The organism is Bacteroides sp. 90-K9/2, assembly GCF_047310725.1.
Taxonomy (GTDB): Bacteria; Bacteroidota; Bacteroidia; order Bacteroidales; family Bacteroidaceae; genus Bacteroides; species Bacteroides vicugnae.
In genome coordinates this window covers 55,080-72,553 of the sequence record NZ_JBCGVL010000011.1, presented here as the reverse complement: position 1 = coordinate 72,553, position 17,474 = coordinate 55,080, and the positions used below count along the sequence as shown (strand labels likewise).

At 44.8% G+C, this 17,474-nt stretch carries 7 protein-coding genes; 1 reads left to right on the top strand and 6 read right to left on the bottom strand.

Annotation, left to right across the window (positions count from 1 at the left end):
- Positions 1–435 precede the first annotated feature (435 nt).
- Positions 436–4,137 (top strand): glycoside hydrolase family 2 TIM barrel-domain containing protein, encoded by a 3,702-nt coding sequence (locus tag AAHJ11_RS19520; protein WP_320974926.1) that lies wholly within the window; start codon positions 436–438, stop codon positions 4,135–4,137.
- Positions 4,138–4,321: 184 nt separating this feature from the next.
- Here AAHJ11_RS19520 and AAHJ11_RS19515 read toward each other — a convergent pair whose 3' ends face one another.
- The 6 genes from AAHJ11_RS19515 to AAHJ11_RS19490 all read right to left on the bottom strand — a co-directional run bounded on the left by AAHJ11_RS19515 (position 4,322) and on the right by AAHJ11_RS19490 (position 17,459).
- On the bottom strand, positions 4,322–6,901 hold the full coding sequence (locus AAHJ11_RS19515) for a glycosyl hydrolase family 95 catalytic domain-containing protein (protein ID WP_148364644.1): 2,580 nt from the start codon (positions 6,899–6,901) through the stop codon (positions 4,322–4,324).
- An 88-nt stretch (positions 6,902–6,989) separates the two neighbouring features.
- Complete coding sequence (locus AAHJ11_RS19510) at positions 6,990–9,551, bottom strand: glycoside hydrolase family 3 C-terminal domain-containing protein (RefSeq protein ID WP_148364643.1); 2,562 nt, start codon at positions 9,549–9,551, stop codon at positions 6,990–6,992.
- Positions 9,552–9,615: 64 nt separating this feature from the next.
- Positions 9,616–11,133 (bottom strand): hypothetical protein, encoded by a 1,518-nt coding sequence (locus AAHJ11_RS19505; RefSeq protein WP_320974925.1) that lies wholly within the window; start codon positions 11,131–11,133, stop codon positions 9,616–9,618.
- Positions 11,117–12,814: a family 43 glycosylhydrolase gene (locus tag AAHJ11_RS19500; protein ID WP_148364640.1), complete on the bottom strand. Its 1,698-nt coding sequence runs from the start codon at positions 12,812–12,814 to the stop codon at positions 11,117–11,119. The genes AAHJ11_RS19505 and AAHJ11_RS19500 overlap by 17 nt, the downstream gene beginning before the upstream one ends.
- Positions 12,815–12,848: 34 nt before the next feature.
- On the bottom strand, positions 12,849–14,564 hold the full coding sequence (locus tag AAHJ11_RS19495; protein WP_217721217.1) for a sialate O-acetylesterase: 1,716 nt from the start codon (positions 14,562–14,564) through the stop codon (positions 12,849–12,851).
- Between the two features lie 30 nt (positions 14,565–14,594).
- On the bottom strand, positions 14,595–17,459 hold the full coding sequence (locus AAHJ11_RS19490) for a glycoside hydrolase family 3 C-terminal domain-containing protein (RefSeq protein WP_217721218.1): 2,865 nt from the start codon (positions 17,457–17,459) through the stop codon (positions 14,595–14,597).
- Positions 17,460–17,474: the final 15 nt, after the last annotated feature.

Here is a 17,474-nt window from a genome sequence, read left to right as displayed (position 1 = left end):
TGCCACTAAATCGTAAGCTTGTAATCTTCGTTTTTTGGCATGGTTCTTTTTATTTTTCACATGGCATTTATGTCAAATTCATTGCAACATTTAGTTTTTCAATGCAGAGATTTAGTTTTTTCTGTGCATAGATTTAGGATTTTCTATGCATAAAACTAGAGGAGTTTATGCAACGGCATAGTTGTCATATTGCAACGGGACCATAGTCATCTTATAGTAAGACAAATGTCACCTTATAAAGTGCTATTTGTCACTTTATAAGGTGAACAGCAATTTAAAAAGAAAGAGAAACCTATAAAGATACAAAATTAATCAACGAAAAACAAGAGCAAAGACAATTAAGCACATATTAAGTGTACATTAAGCGGTACTTCATTCTAATATTTATTGTCGAACCGTACTTTTATACCAAAATTATTATTAACTTGTAATATCATGAATAGAATCAGCAAAGTATTTCTGGCTTGTGCGTGCAGCGTCCTCTGCATGAACGGACAAGCACAAAGCAATGCTACATGGACAAACGACTTCTCCAATGCCGGAGAAACATTGAAAGTGGTGGGTCGGGGAACATGCAGTATTGCCGACAATGTATTCCGTTCGAAAGGCGCTTATGCCGTATTCGGTCATCCCGAATGGAAAAACTACTCCTTTTCTTTCAAAGCCCGTGCCCCTAAAAATGCCGAACAGGTGCAGATATGGGCGAGCTTCCGCAATTACAACCGTTTCGACCGTTATGTGGTAGGTATCAAAGGCGGACTGCAAGATGATCTTTACCTGATGCGCACCGGATATATGGGTACGGACGAATTTATGGGAGTCCGCCCGTTAGGTTTCCATCCTGTACCGGGAGAGTGGTATCGTGTAAAAGTAGAAGTTTGCGGCAACCGTATCCGCATATTCCTCAACGACGAGAAACAACCACATATTGATCTTGTAGACAAGAATGCCGACCTGGTACCATCAGGTGAAGTTGCTCTGGGTGGAGGATGGATAGAAACTGAATTTGATGACCTCACCGTTACTCCGATGGCAGACAATGCACTGAAAAACGTGAAAGTGGCAGAATATCAAAAGAAGGCCACTCCTGCGGAGAAAGAAAACAAACGCCGCCAGGAACGGGCTTCCTATACTTCCGCCAAACTGGCAGCGCTCACCGGCAGCCGCACAGACATCACGCTGGATGGCAACTGGCTCTTTATGCCCGACTATCAACTGGACAACAAGGATAAGGCTGTTTCGGTACAAACGAACGACCAGGACTGGCACATCATGTCCGTTCCTAACTTCTGGACACCAATCCGTATCTGGCTGCATGGCGAAACGATGCCCTCTCCTACCGGTGCACAACCCAAAGGTGTGTCGGACACCTACTACCAACAGGAAACCGACCGCTGTGAAAACTATACATTCGATTATCGCCGGGTGAAATATGCCTGGTACCGTCAATGGCTGGAACTGCCTGCCAATGTGGAAGGCAAAAATATGACACTGACCTTCGACGCGGTCTCCAAAATTGCCGAAATCTATATCAACGGAACATTAGCCACTTCACATCTCGGCATGTTCGGTGAAATTCAGGTAGACGGCAGCCATTTGCTGAAACCCGGTAAGAACCTGATTACCGTAAAAGTGACACGCAAAATGGATGGAAGCGCATCGGAATCGGCAAATGCCATCGATTTCTTCTATTCTTCCGTACGTGAAAGTGAGCAGGAAGATGCCAAAGTGGAAGTGAACAAAGATGCTCTGCTGAAAGAAATTCCTCATGGTTTTTATGGTGACGAACCTGCCGGAATCTGGCAACCGGTAAAGCTGACGATTACCGACCCCGCAAAAGTGGAAGATGTCTTTATCAAACCGACCCTGAATGGCGCTACCTTCGATGTAACCCTAAAGAACCATGGTAGTAAAAAGAAACAGTTCGACCTTTATACGGATATCATCGACAAAGAAACCGGTGCTGTACTCTATTCGGGATTATCCATACGGAAACTGAATCTCAATGCAGATGAAGAGCGCATGGAAACCTATACGATCAGCGATTTGAAACCTCGCTTATGGACACCGCAGCATCCCAACCTGTACGATTTCAAATTCCGCCTGGTAGCAGATAAAGGAACAGAACTGGACTGTCTGACAGAAACTTCCGGATTCCGTACTTTTGAGGTGAAAGACGGACTTTTCTACCTGAACGGTAATAAATACTGGTTGCGCGGCGGAAACCACATTCCTTTCGCACTGGCACCTAATGATGAAAATCTGGCCAATACTTTCATGCAACTGATGAAAGCCGGAAACATCGACGTAACCCGTACACACACCACTCCGTGGAACAAACGCTGGATGACAGCTGCCGACCGTAACGGTATCGGTGTTTCATTCGAAGGCACATGGTCGTGGTTGATGATTCATTCCACTCCAATTCCAGACCAGCGTCTGATTGAAATATGGCGTAACGAGTTTTTAGGATTGCTGAAAAAATATCGCAATCACCCTTCACTGCTCTTCTGGACAGTGAACAATGAAATGAAGTTCTACGACAATGACAGCAATCTGGAACGTGCCAAAGAGAAATACCGTATTATTTCGGATGTAGTGAAAGAGATGCGTCGCATCGACCCTACCCGTCCTATCTGCTTCGACTCCAACTATCAGGCCAAAGGCAAGGATAAGAAATTCGGTGCTGACTTTATGAGCAGCATCGATGATGGCGACATTGACGATATGCACGGTTATTACAATTGGTATGACTACTCGGTTTTCCGTTTCTTCAATGGAGAATTCCAAAAACAGTTCAAGGTAACCGACCGTCCGCTTATCAGTCAGGAGATGTCTACAGGTTATCCCAATAATGAAACGGGGCATCCTACCCGCTCCTATCAGCTCATCCACCAAAATCCTTATACACTGATCGGTTATGAATCTTATGACTGGGCAGACCCAGCTTCCTTCCTGAAAGTACAAGCATTCATCACGGGTGAACTGGCCGAAACGCTTCGTCGCTCCAACGACCAGGCTTCGGGTATTATGCACTTTGCATTGATGACATGGTTCCGTCAGACATACGATTATCAGAACATTGAACCGTACCCCACCTACTATGCTTTGAAACGGGCTTTACAACCTGTATTGGTTAGTGCAGAATTGTGGGGACGCAACTTGTACGCAGGTGAGAAACTGCCTACACGCATCTATGTGGTCAATGACCGTGAAGACGGTACGGATCTGCAACCGTCCCTGCTTCGCTGGGAAATACAAGATGAAAGCGGAAAGTGCCTGGCAAGCGGCAGTGAAAAGATTCCGGCTGTGAAACATTATGCGCGATACTATGCCGAACCTGATATTCAGTTGCCGGCCAATCTGCCTGCCGACAAGACAAAAGCCAAACTGGTATTAAAACTCACAGAGAACGGTCTGCCAATTTCTGCCAATGAATATGAGTTGTTGCTCACTAATAAAGAGTGGAATGTAGGTCAGGTAGACCCAAACAAAAAGATTGTATTATTGGATAAAGATAACACGAAAATGGTATTTGACTTCCTGAACATCAATTATCAACCGATTTCTTCCATAAAAGAATTGCTCAACAGCAAACTGAAAGCTGACCTTTGCGTTATCTCCGGTCTGACAGCCTGCACTGACGAAGAAAAGGAGCTGATCCGTGCTTATCAGTCAAAAGGTGGAAAGCTACTCTTCCTCAACAGTAAGGAAGCCGTCAAAGCTATATATCCTGAATATATCACGGGCTGGATTATCCCGACAGAAGGCGATATCGTAATTATGGAACGCAATGATGCTCCGGTGTTCAATGACATCGATGTATTGGAATTACGCTATTTCAACAACAATAAACGGGAAATTCCGCAAGCATGTACCGCTACTCTGAAAGTCCATCGCCACAAGAACGTGACGGAACTGGCAGGACAGATGAAAATTCATGCTTACATTGATGGTGGAAAACCGGAAGACCGCATCGAACGAATAGAATCTATGCGTGGACTGACGATGTTACAAATAGCTGACGGAAAGGGAGAAGCAATGATCTCTACCATGTGTACGGAAAAGGCAACGACAGATCCGGTAGCTGGTAAGTTAGTAGTGAATATGATTAATTGCCTGACTACCAACAAATAGGAATAAGGTAGAAAACAGAAATAAAAGAGAGGACAAATGTCCGAAAGGTTTTGAATGAATAAACTCCCTCTTACTTTGCCGTGAGGGGGAGTTTTCGTTTTAAAGTCTTTCGGACTTTCGTCCTCTCTTTTTTATTTCAGAAAGGAAATAATCGTTGTAAAACGAATATCGCATTGTGCAATATTCATCTGATCGTATATCTCTTACCTTTAACAGTATCAAAAGCAATCCGGTCGTCAGCGAGTACTCTTACCTTAGCACCGGAAACTTTCAGACTCTTTGCATCCGGATATTTAAGCATACACTCTGCACCTGCATTAGAAAGTATTTCAATCGAAGTGATTTTCCCTTCTTTCCAGGTTACATCCACTTCAAAGTTTCCCCTGGCTTTCATCCCTTTGAACGCACCGTCTTTCCATACATCGGGCAAAGCGGGAAGCAACTCGATATATCCTCCCTGACTCTGCATCAACATTTCCGCAATCCCGGCTGTACAACCAAAGTTTCCATCAATCTGGAAAGGCGGATGCGCGTCAAAAAGGTTGGTATATACACCACCGAAACGGCCTTGGGGAACAGTCAGTTTCATTGCACTCCGCAATAATGCATGAGAACGGTTACCATCATGCAAACGGGCCCAGAAATTTAGTTTCCACGCTTTACTCCAGCCTGTGCCCTCGTCTCCACGGGTATTCAATGTCACTTTCATGGCATTTGCATATTTATCATCTTCTTCGCTCCTTCCGATCACAATCTGCGAGCCCGGATGCAGCCAGAAAAGATGGTTCGTATGTCTGTGCCCACCGTCTCCGGTAACGTCTTTCGTCACTTCGTCCTTCCACTCCATCAATTGTCCGCCCAATCCTATATTCGGACCGGAAAGTTTGTTCATTGCAGTCTCTATTTCTGCAATCTCCGGTTCTTTATCCTTACCTAACACCTTGCTGGCTTTTATCATCATATCGAACATCTCTGCTATCATAGCTTGTGAGGTGGAGCAACCTAATGAAAACTCACCATGCTCGGGAGAATGTGAGGGGTTTGCCACCAAAGTACCGTCCCGCTCATCCGTCCAAAGGTTATCCACCCAGAAAAGAGCCGCTTGGAGCATGACATCATAATACGCTTCTAAAAAGTCCTTGTCGAGATTAAACTGGTAATATTCCCAAATATCCTGGCACATCCAAATAGCTCCTGCCGGAAAATGATGGGGAGTGTCTTTCTTGGCCGGAGCCGTATTACCCCAAATATTATTTTCATGATGCGTCACCCATCCACGTACATTTCCGCCATCGGGCTTGCAATAATATTGTTGTGCCGTATATTTTCCGCGTGGTACGAGGCTCTTTACATATTCTACCATAGGCAGGTGGCAACGGGATAGATTAGTAGGCTGCGTAGGCCAATAATTCATCTGCACATTGATATTGGTGTGATAGTCGGAATTCCAGGGATTGGAAAGTCTTTCTCCCCACACACCTTGCAAATTGGCAGGCAGAGAACCTTCTCTTGAAGAAGAAATCAATAGATAACGACCAAATTGGAAATACAACATTTCCAAGTATTGATTTTCGGATTCCGAGTTGGTATGGGCATCCATGCCCTTCAACAGGCTGTCCGTAGTTGTAACGGGTATTCCCGGCGGATTGCCCAGATTCAGTTTCATTCTGTCATACAACGAATGGTAATCTTTCTCGTGGGTAGCCAATAAAGTGGTGTATTTTTTATTGGTCGCCTTTTTCAGCGTAGCCTTCACTTTATCCAGCGGTTCTTCTCCAGAGAAATAATGATAAGAATCGTCCATGCATTGCACATAGTTCGTTGCAGCCGACATCAATACGATGATTTCTTTGGCATCTTCTATCTTCAATTTCTTCCCGTCTACTACCGTAATCTTTCCGCCTGTATGTTTCACTAATAGTTGCTGGGCGTATTTCAATCCATTCTTCCAATGATCTCCTACACGCTTGTCACCACTCATCGGAGTAGGATATCCTGTCAGGGTAATCGTATTGTTCAAAGCCCGGATGACCTTGTCGGTATGCAATGACTCCAAAGATATCATACGTGAAATCTTTCCTTTCTTCGAATCCGATGTCAGACGCATCACCATGATATTGTCCGGATAACTCATAAAATACTCCCGTTTGAAGGTTATTCCTCCCTCTTTATAAGTTACCCGATGAATGGCATTGTCGATATCCAGCGTCCGAGTATAGTCAGAATAGGCAGGTTCGGAGGTAGCCGGATTTACAACCTCTACAATGATATTGCTCAATGTTTGAAAAGAGCCGAAATGCTCTTTAGTTCCCGCCAGTTTATCTATGAGGTTTCGTAGTTCCGTACCGTTACCATCCCCCTCATAATTATGGGTAATCAATTTTCCGTCTGCGTCAATATAAGCGGAATGATTTGCAGTAAAATCATTCATCTTCTGCTGTAACAGCACACGGGTTTTATGAAGATAACTTTTATTCGTTTCCGGGGTTCCCAAATGCCCTCCGTTATAAGACGGATCTTCGCCAGGACCTCCTGACCACAAAGTATGTTCATTTGTCTGAATAACATCTACTTCCACACCTCCGAAGATCATAGCGCCCATATAACCGTTACCGATAGGCAATGCTTCGCTTTCCCACACTTTTGCGGGTTTGTTGTAAGTAGCTTTCAGGGGTGGCTGTTGGAAACGGGCAGCCATTGTTGTTTCCGCCATCAGGCAGCATAAGAATAGTGCGTTTATACACCGCAAATACTTGTTTTTCATAATACAATAAATTAAAAGTCGGGCTGTGTAAAAGGTACAGTTAATACATCGATTACCCTTTACACAGCCTCAACAACTATGATACAATCTATAAATTAATGACAGTTTGCAGACGAATATCTTTAGAGGAAGCACCGACCATAATGTCGAACGCACCTTGGGGAACGATGAATTGTCCCAATCTTGCATCCCAATAACGAAGTTGCTCTTTATCGAGTTCGATTTCCACCACACGGCTCTCTCCTGATTTTAAAGGAATACGCCGGAAACCTTTCAACTCTTTAATCGGAACGACACCTCCGGTTTCCGGAATCCGCACATAAACCTGTGCCACTTCATCCCCTTTCCTCTTGCCGGTATTCTTCAAGCGGAAAGAAACGCTGACGGTATTTGCACCGTCTTTTACTTTCAAATCGCTGTATTTGAAAGAAGAATAACTAAGTCCGTAACCAAAAGGATAAAGAACGTCTCCTTTAAAATATTTGTAAGTACGCCCTTTGGTTATATCGTAATCATCGAAAGCAGGCAATTCATCCAGAGATTTATAATAAGTGAGCGGCAAACGCCCGGCTGGATTGTAGTCACCAAATAATACGTCGGCAACGGCTGTTCCTCCCTGTTCACCCGGATACCAGGCATTTACGATGGCAGGAATATGTTCGTTCATCCAGTTGACAGCCAGTGAGCTTCCTGCTACCAATACAACGATTATATTCGGATTTACTTTATAGATTTCCTGCAAGAACTCTCTTTGGTCTGCCGGAAGCTGAATATCGTACCGGTCCTGTCCTTCACGTTCTATTGACTTATTGATTCCCATCACAGCAACGACCGTTTCACATTCGCGGACTGCTTTTCCGGCCTCCCCATACAAATCGAGACGGGTCGCTTTTCCTACCTGCGGCACTTTCCATTGTAATTTTGCGATAGCATAATCCCGGTTATCATAGTATTCCGCTTTTAACTGATAATCTTTCCCCGCTTCAAGATAGATGGAAGCAGAGTCTGTAGATACCGCATGAGCCGACCAGGCGTCAATCAACAACTGGTTGTCAATACTCAAACGACAACCATCGTCGGAAGTAAAACTAAAAGTATAACGACCGGAGATAGTCGGTCTCAACTTTCCCGTCCAACGAACGGAAAGCGGAGATTTAGGAAGAAAAGGATCGGGCGCCTGATTGGCAGGCTCAAAATTAATCCAACCTTCTTTACGTACTTTAGGCGTACCCTCCAATGCAGTGTTTTCAAAATATTCTGCTTTCAATCCTTCCGGAAAGTTTTCTCCTTGAATCAGTTCCAAGCCGTCGGCAGCAGATTTCCAGGGTGCATACACTACTTTCACTTGATCGCTTGCCCTGTCTTTTATACCTTGCAAAATGGAAACCGGATCTACTACCGGCGCACCGCTATAATCACCAAACTCACATTTACCGGCATTGATACCTACCACGGCTATTGACTTCACCTTATTAACATTCAATGGAAGTATATTATTCTTATTCTTCAATAAAACAATGCACTCCCGGGCTGCATCCAAAGCAATCTGTTGATGCTCTTTCGAGCCAATCACCGACGGAGAGATTCTGGTATACGGATTTCGTTCAGTTCCATCAAAAAGTCCCAGTTTCATACGCGCTGTCAACACATGGCAGGCAGCCGAATCGATATCGGCATCCGATACCATGTATTGTTTGTAAGCATTCAACAGATATTCGTCATAGACATCATCTCCACATTCCAAATCCAATCCAGCCTGAATGGATAGAGTGGCAGCCGCCTCTTTCGTCTTTACATACTTATGGGCGTTTACCAATAAAGAAGGTCCCCCACAATCGGAAACGACATATCCCTGAAATCCCCAGTCCTGACGCAACACTTTTTTCAGCAGCCAGGCATTTAGTGTACAAGGCACATCGTTCAACGCATTGTAAGCAGCCATGATAGAAGCTGCCTTTCCTTCCTTCACACACATTTCGAAAGCCGGGAAATAATATTCGCGCAGTTGCTTTTCCGAGATTTGCGGATTACAGACAAAACGGTTATGTTCTTCGTTATTGGCAGCAAAATGCTTGGGAGTGGAAACAATCTTCAAATAACGCGGATCATCTCCTTGCAAGCCTTTCACAAAAGCCGTTCCCATCACTCCGCTTAGAAAAGGATCTTCCCCATACGTTTCCGGGGTACGTCCCCAACGGGGATCACGTGCCATATTCACCGTAGGTGACCAAAAGGTCAGTACATCACTAAACTGCTCTTTTTGCTCTCTCCCCTGATCGAGTTCATTCCAACGGGCACGCGCCTCATCCGAAATCACAGTAGCCACCCGTTTTTGTAACTCAGGGTTCCAGGTAGCTGCCAGTCCGATAGCTTGCGGAAATACAGTGAAACGTCCCGGACGGACTACTCCATGCAATGCCTCATTGCCATGATAGTATTTATCAATGCCCAAACGAGGAATACCGGGAGAAGTAGCACGCAGCAAACTAATCTTTTCCTCCACTGTCAGGCGGGAAAGTAAATCTGCCACCCGTTCGTGCACAGGAGCGTTTTCATTCTTATACAACTCTTGCGCATGTATCAATGAGCAAGACATCACAGATAAAGTACCTGCCAACAAAATCTTTTTATACCTGTTCATTATCACCATTTTTCTATCATATTTTCTTTTATAATTGTTCGTAGCACTTGCTCCGGAATCACTTTCCCACTTTCTAATCTACAGGGCCGTCCATCAACAAACCATGTTTCTTGTTCTTTACATCATGAGAATTGAAGTCGGCTCCGTATGTTGCAATTCCCATTACACGCATCATGGAATTCCAGGAGACATTCGTTTCTTTCGTCTGTAAACGATAGTCAATCACAGACAACACCAGATTTACATTCTCTTGTAGAGGATAAGTCACTAAAGCTGCTCCCCCGGGTTTCTGCAATGCTTCACATAATACGACCTGCGCACACTTCCAATGTTCGGGAGACGTATTGAACAAGCTCCAGTCTGTACGGGAGGCTTTTAATACGATATTCCCCTTTTCGGTCAATGCTCCGGATAATCCCTGTTTTAAGATGTAGCGGTCACCCTCCATCTCACTAAAATACAAATCGGGGAGTTCAAAATAATTTCCCCAGGAAGTATTTCTGTTCATCTCTAAAGCCGTAGCTCTGCGGTCGGTCAGTTTTACTTTCTCCGGCAACCAGTGACAGAAGTCATCACTCAATTTCTGTCCGATGCTCAATGCCAGTACCATTCCCCCTTTCTTTTTCCATTTTTTCAAAGCTGGTTGTATGCGCTGCAAATCTTCGGCTGTCACCGATTCGGCATCTATGATCCATAAGTTTGCTTTTTTCGGCTGGTCTGTTAACCCCAAACCGGCTTTGGTTATGAAATCCATTAAATCCGGACGAGGCTGTCCAATCAGACAGGCAACAGGATAAACAGGAGAAGGATATTCCGGTTTCACCGGATGTTTTACTTCTTCGAATGTAGTCCATTCACTGCCTTTGAGTGCGGCTTTCAGTGCATTGAACATGGGCAAAGGTTTATATAAAGGAAGTAAAGGATCCAATCCCGGGTTGAAAGTCGTCACATAAGGAGGGATGCGTTCGTATTGATACCCCGGCTTTCCTTCTTCATAGGCTTTACCGGCAAATATACCATCTGATAAATTCGGCAGACGACTAAAATCATGGTATCCCAAATTCATGTGTTCCAATCCGAACCAACAGACTTCGGAGGGAGAATAATAGGAAAGATAAGGGATAGCCATCTGTTTTACATTCTGATACACATCAATGGCCAGGGTTTCACTACGCCCCTCATAAGATTGGTAAGCTCTTTCTCCGGAAAAAGGATATAGTCGATGGGGACGCCCGTAATAAGTAGCCCCGGATTCGCCTACAATCAACGGTTTATTCAAATCTTTGGGAAGGTCTTCCTGTTTCAGGCCATGAGAGGCAGGAATACGAAAGTTACGACACAACCATCCCATGCGGATATATACCCAATGTTCCGGATAGCTAGGGAAATAGACCGAACTCGGTGTATACGGTCGTGGTGTCCCTGCTCCAACCTTGCTACCTCTTCCCCAGTCATTGACATTGATTGCAGAAGGGATTTTAATCTTTACTTTTTCCCATTTGCCGGGTTGGGGAGCTGTCAGTTCCGGAGCTATCCCAGAACCTTTTTTCCATGAAGAACGACCTTTCATTTCACTAATTACCATTCTCATTAAATGCCGTTATCGAGAAATAATATTCCGAGTCTCTGTTAAAGTAACGGGCTTCATATTGATTGTCAAATACCGTCACTGCGTGCGTTAACTTATCTTTCTGTGTTCCCCACCGTAACACGTATCCGGTAGCCCCTTCTTGTGCATCCCAAGTGAAACGGTACATTCGTTTATCCTCCGAATCCCGGATTGCCCGGAAGCCTGTCACCTTAGAAGGAGCAGCACCTTCTCCTTTACCAAATACACGGAAACCGGATAAAGAGAAGCACCCATCCATCTCTTTAGCGTTACAAATTCTCAAATAACGGACCTTCACGGGTTTATCCAACGTAAACAGGCGATGAGGCTCATCTTTTCCATTCTCTGTTTCATCAAACAAATTCATCCATTTTTTCCCATCTGCCGAACCTTCGATAAAAAATTGATAAACAACGGGAGGGTGTGGTGCGAAAACCTTGAAGTGATGATCGGCAAAATTCACGTGTATACTATTTACCAACATTGGAGTCTCCAAATCAACCTGCAACCATTCGCCCTTTTTTCCGGTTTGAGCAGCCCACCATGTTTCAATCTGTTCATCATTTGCATTGCCCGGTTCATAGCCGGCAAGAGACGAAGAAGCCTGTACCGGTTTCCGGTATGAAAGCAGATTCCATCCCATACTCAAATCTGTTTTATCAAAATCAACTTTCCGGTTAGGAATATAGAAAGGATAATCCGACCAGACTGTGTGAGCATATATACCGTTGCGACTGGATACAGCAACCGGGAAAAGTCCCAACCGCCGTTCAAACATATGACGAACGGAAATGATCATGGAAGCTACGTGCCAGTAGTTTCCATACTTATCCCGAAAAGTATGTCCGTGTCCTGCCCCACCGATAAAGCCTCCCGGTTTAAATGAGAACGGATTGTCTTCCACATATTCAAAAGGCCCCAAAGGAGTATCTCCTACATAGATTCCATCGCCATAGATACGATATTGAGTACCCGGAGCCGCATATTGCAAATAGTAACGTCCTTCATATTTCAGCATACAAGGTCCTTCGTTCCATCCCTGACGCGGTTCTTCATTATTCTTTCCGGGAACTTCCCAGCCATACTTGTCTCCATGATGCGCGATCAGTGCTTTGGCTTCACCCAACGCACGAAAACCGTCTTTCGGATCTACTTCCACCCCCATAATCGGGTCCTTATCCGAACACCCCCAATACATATACACCTTACCGTCCTCATCACTATAGAAAGCCGGGTCGTGAAGCCGGTAGGTCAGTTTGGTATCTACAGCCTCCCAAGTATCTTTTTCCGGATGGGCATTTTTGAAAATCTGTGTTTTCCCACTGGAAGTAGTAAAATAGAGCGTATCTCCTATTGGAAGAATGGTAGGAGCATAATCTTCCAATGTGGGGATAGTCGTACAAGGAACATATTCCCAGTCGGCCAGATCTTCAGAGCGCCAATATCCACCGGACTTGGACGCAAATAAATAATAATAGCCTTTAAAATACTCCAATACCGGATCAGCAGCTTCCCGACGCGATTCGTCTTTCGGTTGAAACCGGTAGTTCAGATTCATCGGATTAGTTACTATCCGATGTTGGGCGATTCGCTTTCCTGATGAACAGGAAGTGATACATCCTGCCAATACGCTTGCAATTAATAGATGAGTAGATCTCTTCATGGTGTTTTTCTTTTTATTTATTCCGGTATTTGTGTCATTCCCAGTGATCTGTACGAAAAGGCGATGCCGGCAACCCTTCCTCATTATACAGATTACAACGCGGGCTATTGGAAAATCCGTAGCGTACAGCTACGGGTTCGGCAACTTCAGGACTCGATACAATGACCTTATTACCTTCTATGACGGCATCCGCCCAAACAAATTTACGGTCGGTCCCGGCAATGCCAAATCCCGTGAGCTTTGTCGGCTTTGGACGAGCCTGTTCTCCTTCAGGGATATAGGGAGAAGTCCCTATCATCAACTTCTTACCCTGATTGGTAAACTCCAAAATAATTTTATTGCCCTTCACTGACATTTTCTTATAAAGAGGTCCCATACCAACAACTTTCTCTCCATATGCCAATTTACGGGCAACAAGAGCTAACCGATGTCCTACATCATATTTATCAACCGGATGCAAATCGAACGGGTCGCCAACATCAATCGTTACCGCCATCGCAGTATTAGGCAGGCTCAGTGCTTTCAACTGACCTTCGCGCACCCAACGCCAACCGTTCCCCTCAACAGAAGGCTCCTGATCTACAGGCTCAAAATTAGGAAGCTGTACATATACAAAAGGAAAATCTCCTATTCCCCATTTCTCCCTCCAATCTGTAATCATCCGGGAAAAAAGTGTCGCATATTCTTTTGCCGAGCCACCGGAATTAAATTCACCCTGATACCAGATTACACCTTTGATACTTAACGGAATTAAAGGAGAAATCATGGCGTTAAACAGATTAGCCGGGCCGTTATTTCCACCGTCCGGTTTACGTGGATTGGGTGGACGAGGTACTCTGGGTTCCGGTTTGGCGGGCGCTGGTTTCCCATCGGCTTGTGCAGCCCGTACGGCTACCGCCCATTCTTTCTGTGCCTGATTCCACTCTTTACCTATTGTTTGATCCCATTCTCTGACTGCTGTATCAAACTCTTTCTGCTTTTGCGGATAAGTAGCCAGTATTTCCGGATTATCTTTCACATTTTTCTCGTAAGCAGCTACATAATGAGCCAATGCTGGCTCCTGCTTTAGCCCGGAAAGGCTTGTCCAAGCTTCTGCACGTGTACCACCCCAGGCGGACTGTATCACTCCTAACGGACGTCCGTTTGCAACGCGCATATCACGTGCAAAGTAATAGGCAGTAGCAGAGAAACCCTGCCCATTTATTTTTGCCAGCATCTCCGGAGTACAAAGCACCCACCTGGCAGCCCGTTCGGGACTGGCTGTTCCTTGAGGAATTTCAATCTCCGACAATGGCTGTAGCGATGTATTTTTAGGAACAAAGAATAAACGTAACAATGAATCTTCCGAATGAGCTATATCATCAGCATATTCTTTTCTGACCTTGATCCCCCACTCCATATTTGATTGTCCGGAAGCAACCCATACATCACCTACCAGTACATCCGAATAAACCAGTTTATTTTTTCCGGTAATAGTCAGCGTCTCTCCTTTTTTCTTCGTTTTTACCGGCTTCAATTTTACCTGCCATGTCCCGTCGGCATTGGCAGTGGTTCTCACTTTTTGTCCGGCAAAGAGTACTTCAATGTTTTCTCCGGCATCAGCCCATCCCCAAATCGTAATCCGGGTATCTTGCTGCAAAACCATGTGGTTGCCGAAAATCAAAGGCATCCTTACATCTGCTTTCACTTCCGGCAATCCCAAGATAGCGGACAGTGACAGCAAGCACGAAACCAAAAGTAATTGTTTCATTTTATCAGGAATTAGATGAAGGTGATGGCTCTACAGAACCACCATCTTATATTTAGTAGTAAAAGCAACAGGTTGCTTGTTGTCTTTATCCAGTTTGAACGGAATCAGTTTTTCTTCTCCGGCTCCCAGTTCATAATGAATGGCATCCCCTGCTTTTTTGCCGTCAACAAACATTTCCACCTTGCCAATATCCATCAGCGTGCCATTGTTTTTCACGCTGACCCATACAGTCTTTTGATTCTTCGTCAGATTCTCTTCCACTTTGGATATAGAAAGGATAAAGTCGGCACCGAATTCGTGCGTATAGTTAAGCATACCGGTCACCCCTTTTTTCTTATCGCTGTAACCCACACTATGTTTAATCTCATTCTTGGCCACATAGTCAGGACTCATGCCACCGACACATATTTTGAATTCTCCTTTTTCCACTACTCTGTCCATGTGGTCATTGAGCAATGAAATGTCGTATGGTGTCAGTTCAAAAGAGACGGTTTTCGATTCTCCCGGTTGCAAATAAATACGGTCGAAATCCTTTAACTCCATAACACGGGTCTTGACGCTGGCATACATATCCGTCACATACAATTGTACTACTTCATCACCGGCACGGCTTCCTGTATTCTTCACTGTAGCCTGAACCGTCACATTTCCATTCGGTTTTTCCTGTATCTTCAAATCCGAATATTCAAAAGAGGTATAGCTAAGACCGAATCCGAAACGGTAAAGAGGATAATATTCCATATCTACATATTCGTAACGACGCCCCGATGTTTTGAAATTATAATATAAAGGAAGTTGTCCTACGTGACGCGGAAAAGTCATCGGCAAGCGACCGCCGGGATTATAATCACCAAACAGTACATCTGCCATTGCCGGGCCGCCTTCCTGTCCCGGTAACCAGTTTACGAGAATAGCTTTACACATTTCCGATGCTTTCAGAATATCATAAGGACGTCCTGCCTGAAGAATCAGAATCACCGGTTTACCTGTCGCACAAACCGCTTCCAGCAATTCCTGTTGTTTACCCGGCAGAATCAGAGTGGCCCAGTCATTATTCTCGCCGCATGTCTTGCGAACATCATTGGTGGCTTCGCTGGTAGAACAATCCCCCAATACCATTACTACAACATCGGATTGAGAAGCTGCTTTTACTGCTTTGGGAATATTCGTTTCATCTGGATTTGTAAAGTCACAACCCTGTTCATAAAGAACTTTCGTTTGCTTACCAACAGCCTCTTTAATGCCTGTCAATACGGACTTCAACTGTCCGGGTAGTAATTTCGGAGTGTAATCACCCGGTTGGAGATCGTCTGCTCCGGGACCCAGTACAGCTATTGTACGCAGGTTCTTGGTCAAAGGCAGAAGGTTCTCTTTATTCTCCAACATTACGATAGATTCACGGGCTGCCTGACGTGCCATCTCTTTATGGCTGTCAGAGTTCCATCCCGGATAAATCTTCTTCCAGTCCAACGGTTTGCAGGGATTCTTTTCAAAGAGTTCATTACGGAACATGGTAGAAAGCATGGTACGACATACGTTGTCCAGATTTTCCATGTTGATGCGGCCGTCTTTGGCGGCCTGAATCACTTCTTTATTATTATAAGTATCACCGCAATTAGTTGCAATACCGGCAGCCAATGCCTGGTTAGCAGCTTCAATCTTGTCTTGTGCCGTATAATGTTTACGGGCAGTCAGATTACCTATAGCACCACAGTCACTGACAATAAATCCGTTGAAGCCCCATTCCTGCCGTAAAATCTGTTGCAGCAGTTCCATACTCTTGGCAACCGGAATACCCATATAATCGGAGTAAGCCATCATCAAAGACTGACAGTCATAGTTTCGGATAGCATGACGGAACGGCACCAGGTGAACTTCACGCATTTCACGTTCAGACAAACCGATGTCATGCGAGTCACGCCCACCCAATGGAGCACCATGTCCGCCAAAATGCTTGGGAGTGGTAAATAATCCTCTGGACTGATATCCTTTGATCCATGCACCACCTATTTGTGATACCAATACCGGGTCTTCTCCAAAAGTCTCTTCACAACGTCCCCAACGTGCATCCTGCGCAACGTCCAGCACCGGTGACCATGCCTGCTTTGTATTGGCAGCTACCGTTTCGTCTCCGATTACCATCGCCACTTCTTCCGTCAGCTTCCGGTTCCAGGTGGCTCCCATTGCTAAAGCCTGCGGAAAAATAGTCGCTCCGCTTCCATACGAGAAACCATGTACGGCTTCCACTTTTGTGATAGGCGGTACATATAAATGAGGAATACCGGGAATCCCCCATCCTTCACGAATCAATTCCATTTTATCTTCGGGTGTCATCACTGCCAGCAGACTTTCCACCCGTTCTTCTACCGGAAGCGATGCATCCATATAACGACGGTCAGTCACTTTCCCTTTACTATCTGTCAGTACCTTCTCTGCTACCAATACTGAAATCTCCTTTAGAGAGAAAGGTTTATCCAGCTTTCCCGGCTTGAAATTCAACTTGACATGAGCACCATATTTAGGAGTGAATTTCACTTTCATCTGTTTGTCATTGCCTTCTATCCGGTAGTTTACGGGAGTTCCCAGATTCATCGGGTCATAAGTGACAAAGATATCCAATACCTCTTTCAGTTCATTTTTGTTGACTCCCTGCATCTGAAGATCCAGTTCGCAAACATCACCCGGTTGCTGGATGGTAAACATCAGCCATTGCTCGGTCTTTAGTGCCTGCGAAGGTAATGTCCACATCGTCTTTACATTTTTATCAAAAGCTAAAGCAGCATTGTCCGCATTGGCAGAAGCCGATACCGACAGTATATCACTTTGTTGCTGCGCCATTGCCATCGAACATGACAATAATCCTATTGCCAACATCCATTTCATTTTGTTTTTCATGTTATATTCGTTTTT

Bases quoted from the DNA above. Each gene is read 5' to 3' on its own strand.
- AAHJ11_RS19520 (WP_320974926.1), top strand. From the start codon at position 436: ATGAATAGAATCAGCAAAGTATTTCTGGCTTGTGCGTGCAGCGTCCTC.
- AAHJ11_RS19515 (WP_148364644.1), bottom strand. From the start codon at position 6,901: ATGAAAAACAAGTATTTGCGGTGTATAAACGCACTATTCTTATGCTGC.
- AAHJ11_RS19510 (WP_148364643.1), bottom strand. From the start codon at position 9,551: ATGGTGATAATGAACAGGTATAAAAAGATTTTGTTGGCAGGTACTTTA.
- AAHJ11_RS19505 (WP_320974925.1), bottom strand. From the start codon at position 11,133: ATGAGAATGGTAATTAGTGAAATGAAAGGTCGTTCTTCATGGAAAAAA.
- AAHJ11_RS19490 (WP_217721218.1), bottom strand. From the start codon at position 17,459: ATGAAAAACAAAATGAAATGGATGTTGGCAATAGGATTATTGTCATGT.
- AAHJ11_RS19500 (WP_148364640.1), bottom strand. From the start codon at position 12,814: ATGAAGAGATCTACTCATCTATTAATTGCAAGCGTATTGGCAGGATGT.
- AAHJ11_RS19495 (WP_217721217.1), bottom strand. From the start codon at position 14,564: ATGAAACAATTACTTTTGGTTTCGTGCTTGCTGTCACTGTCCGCTATC.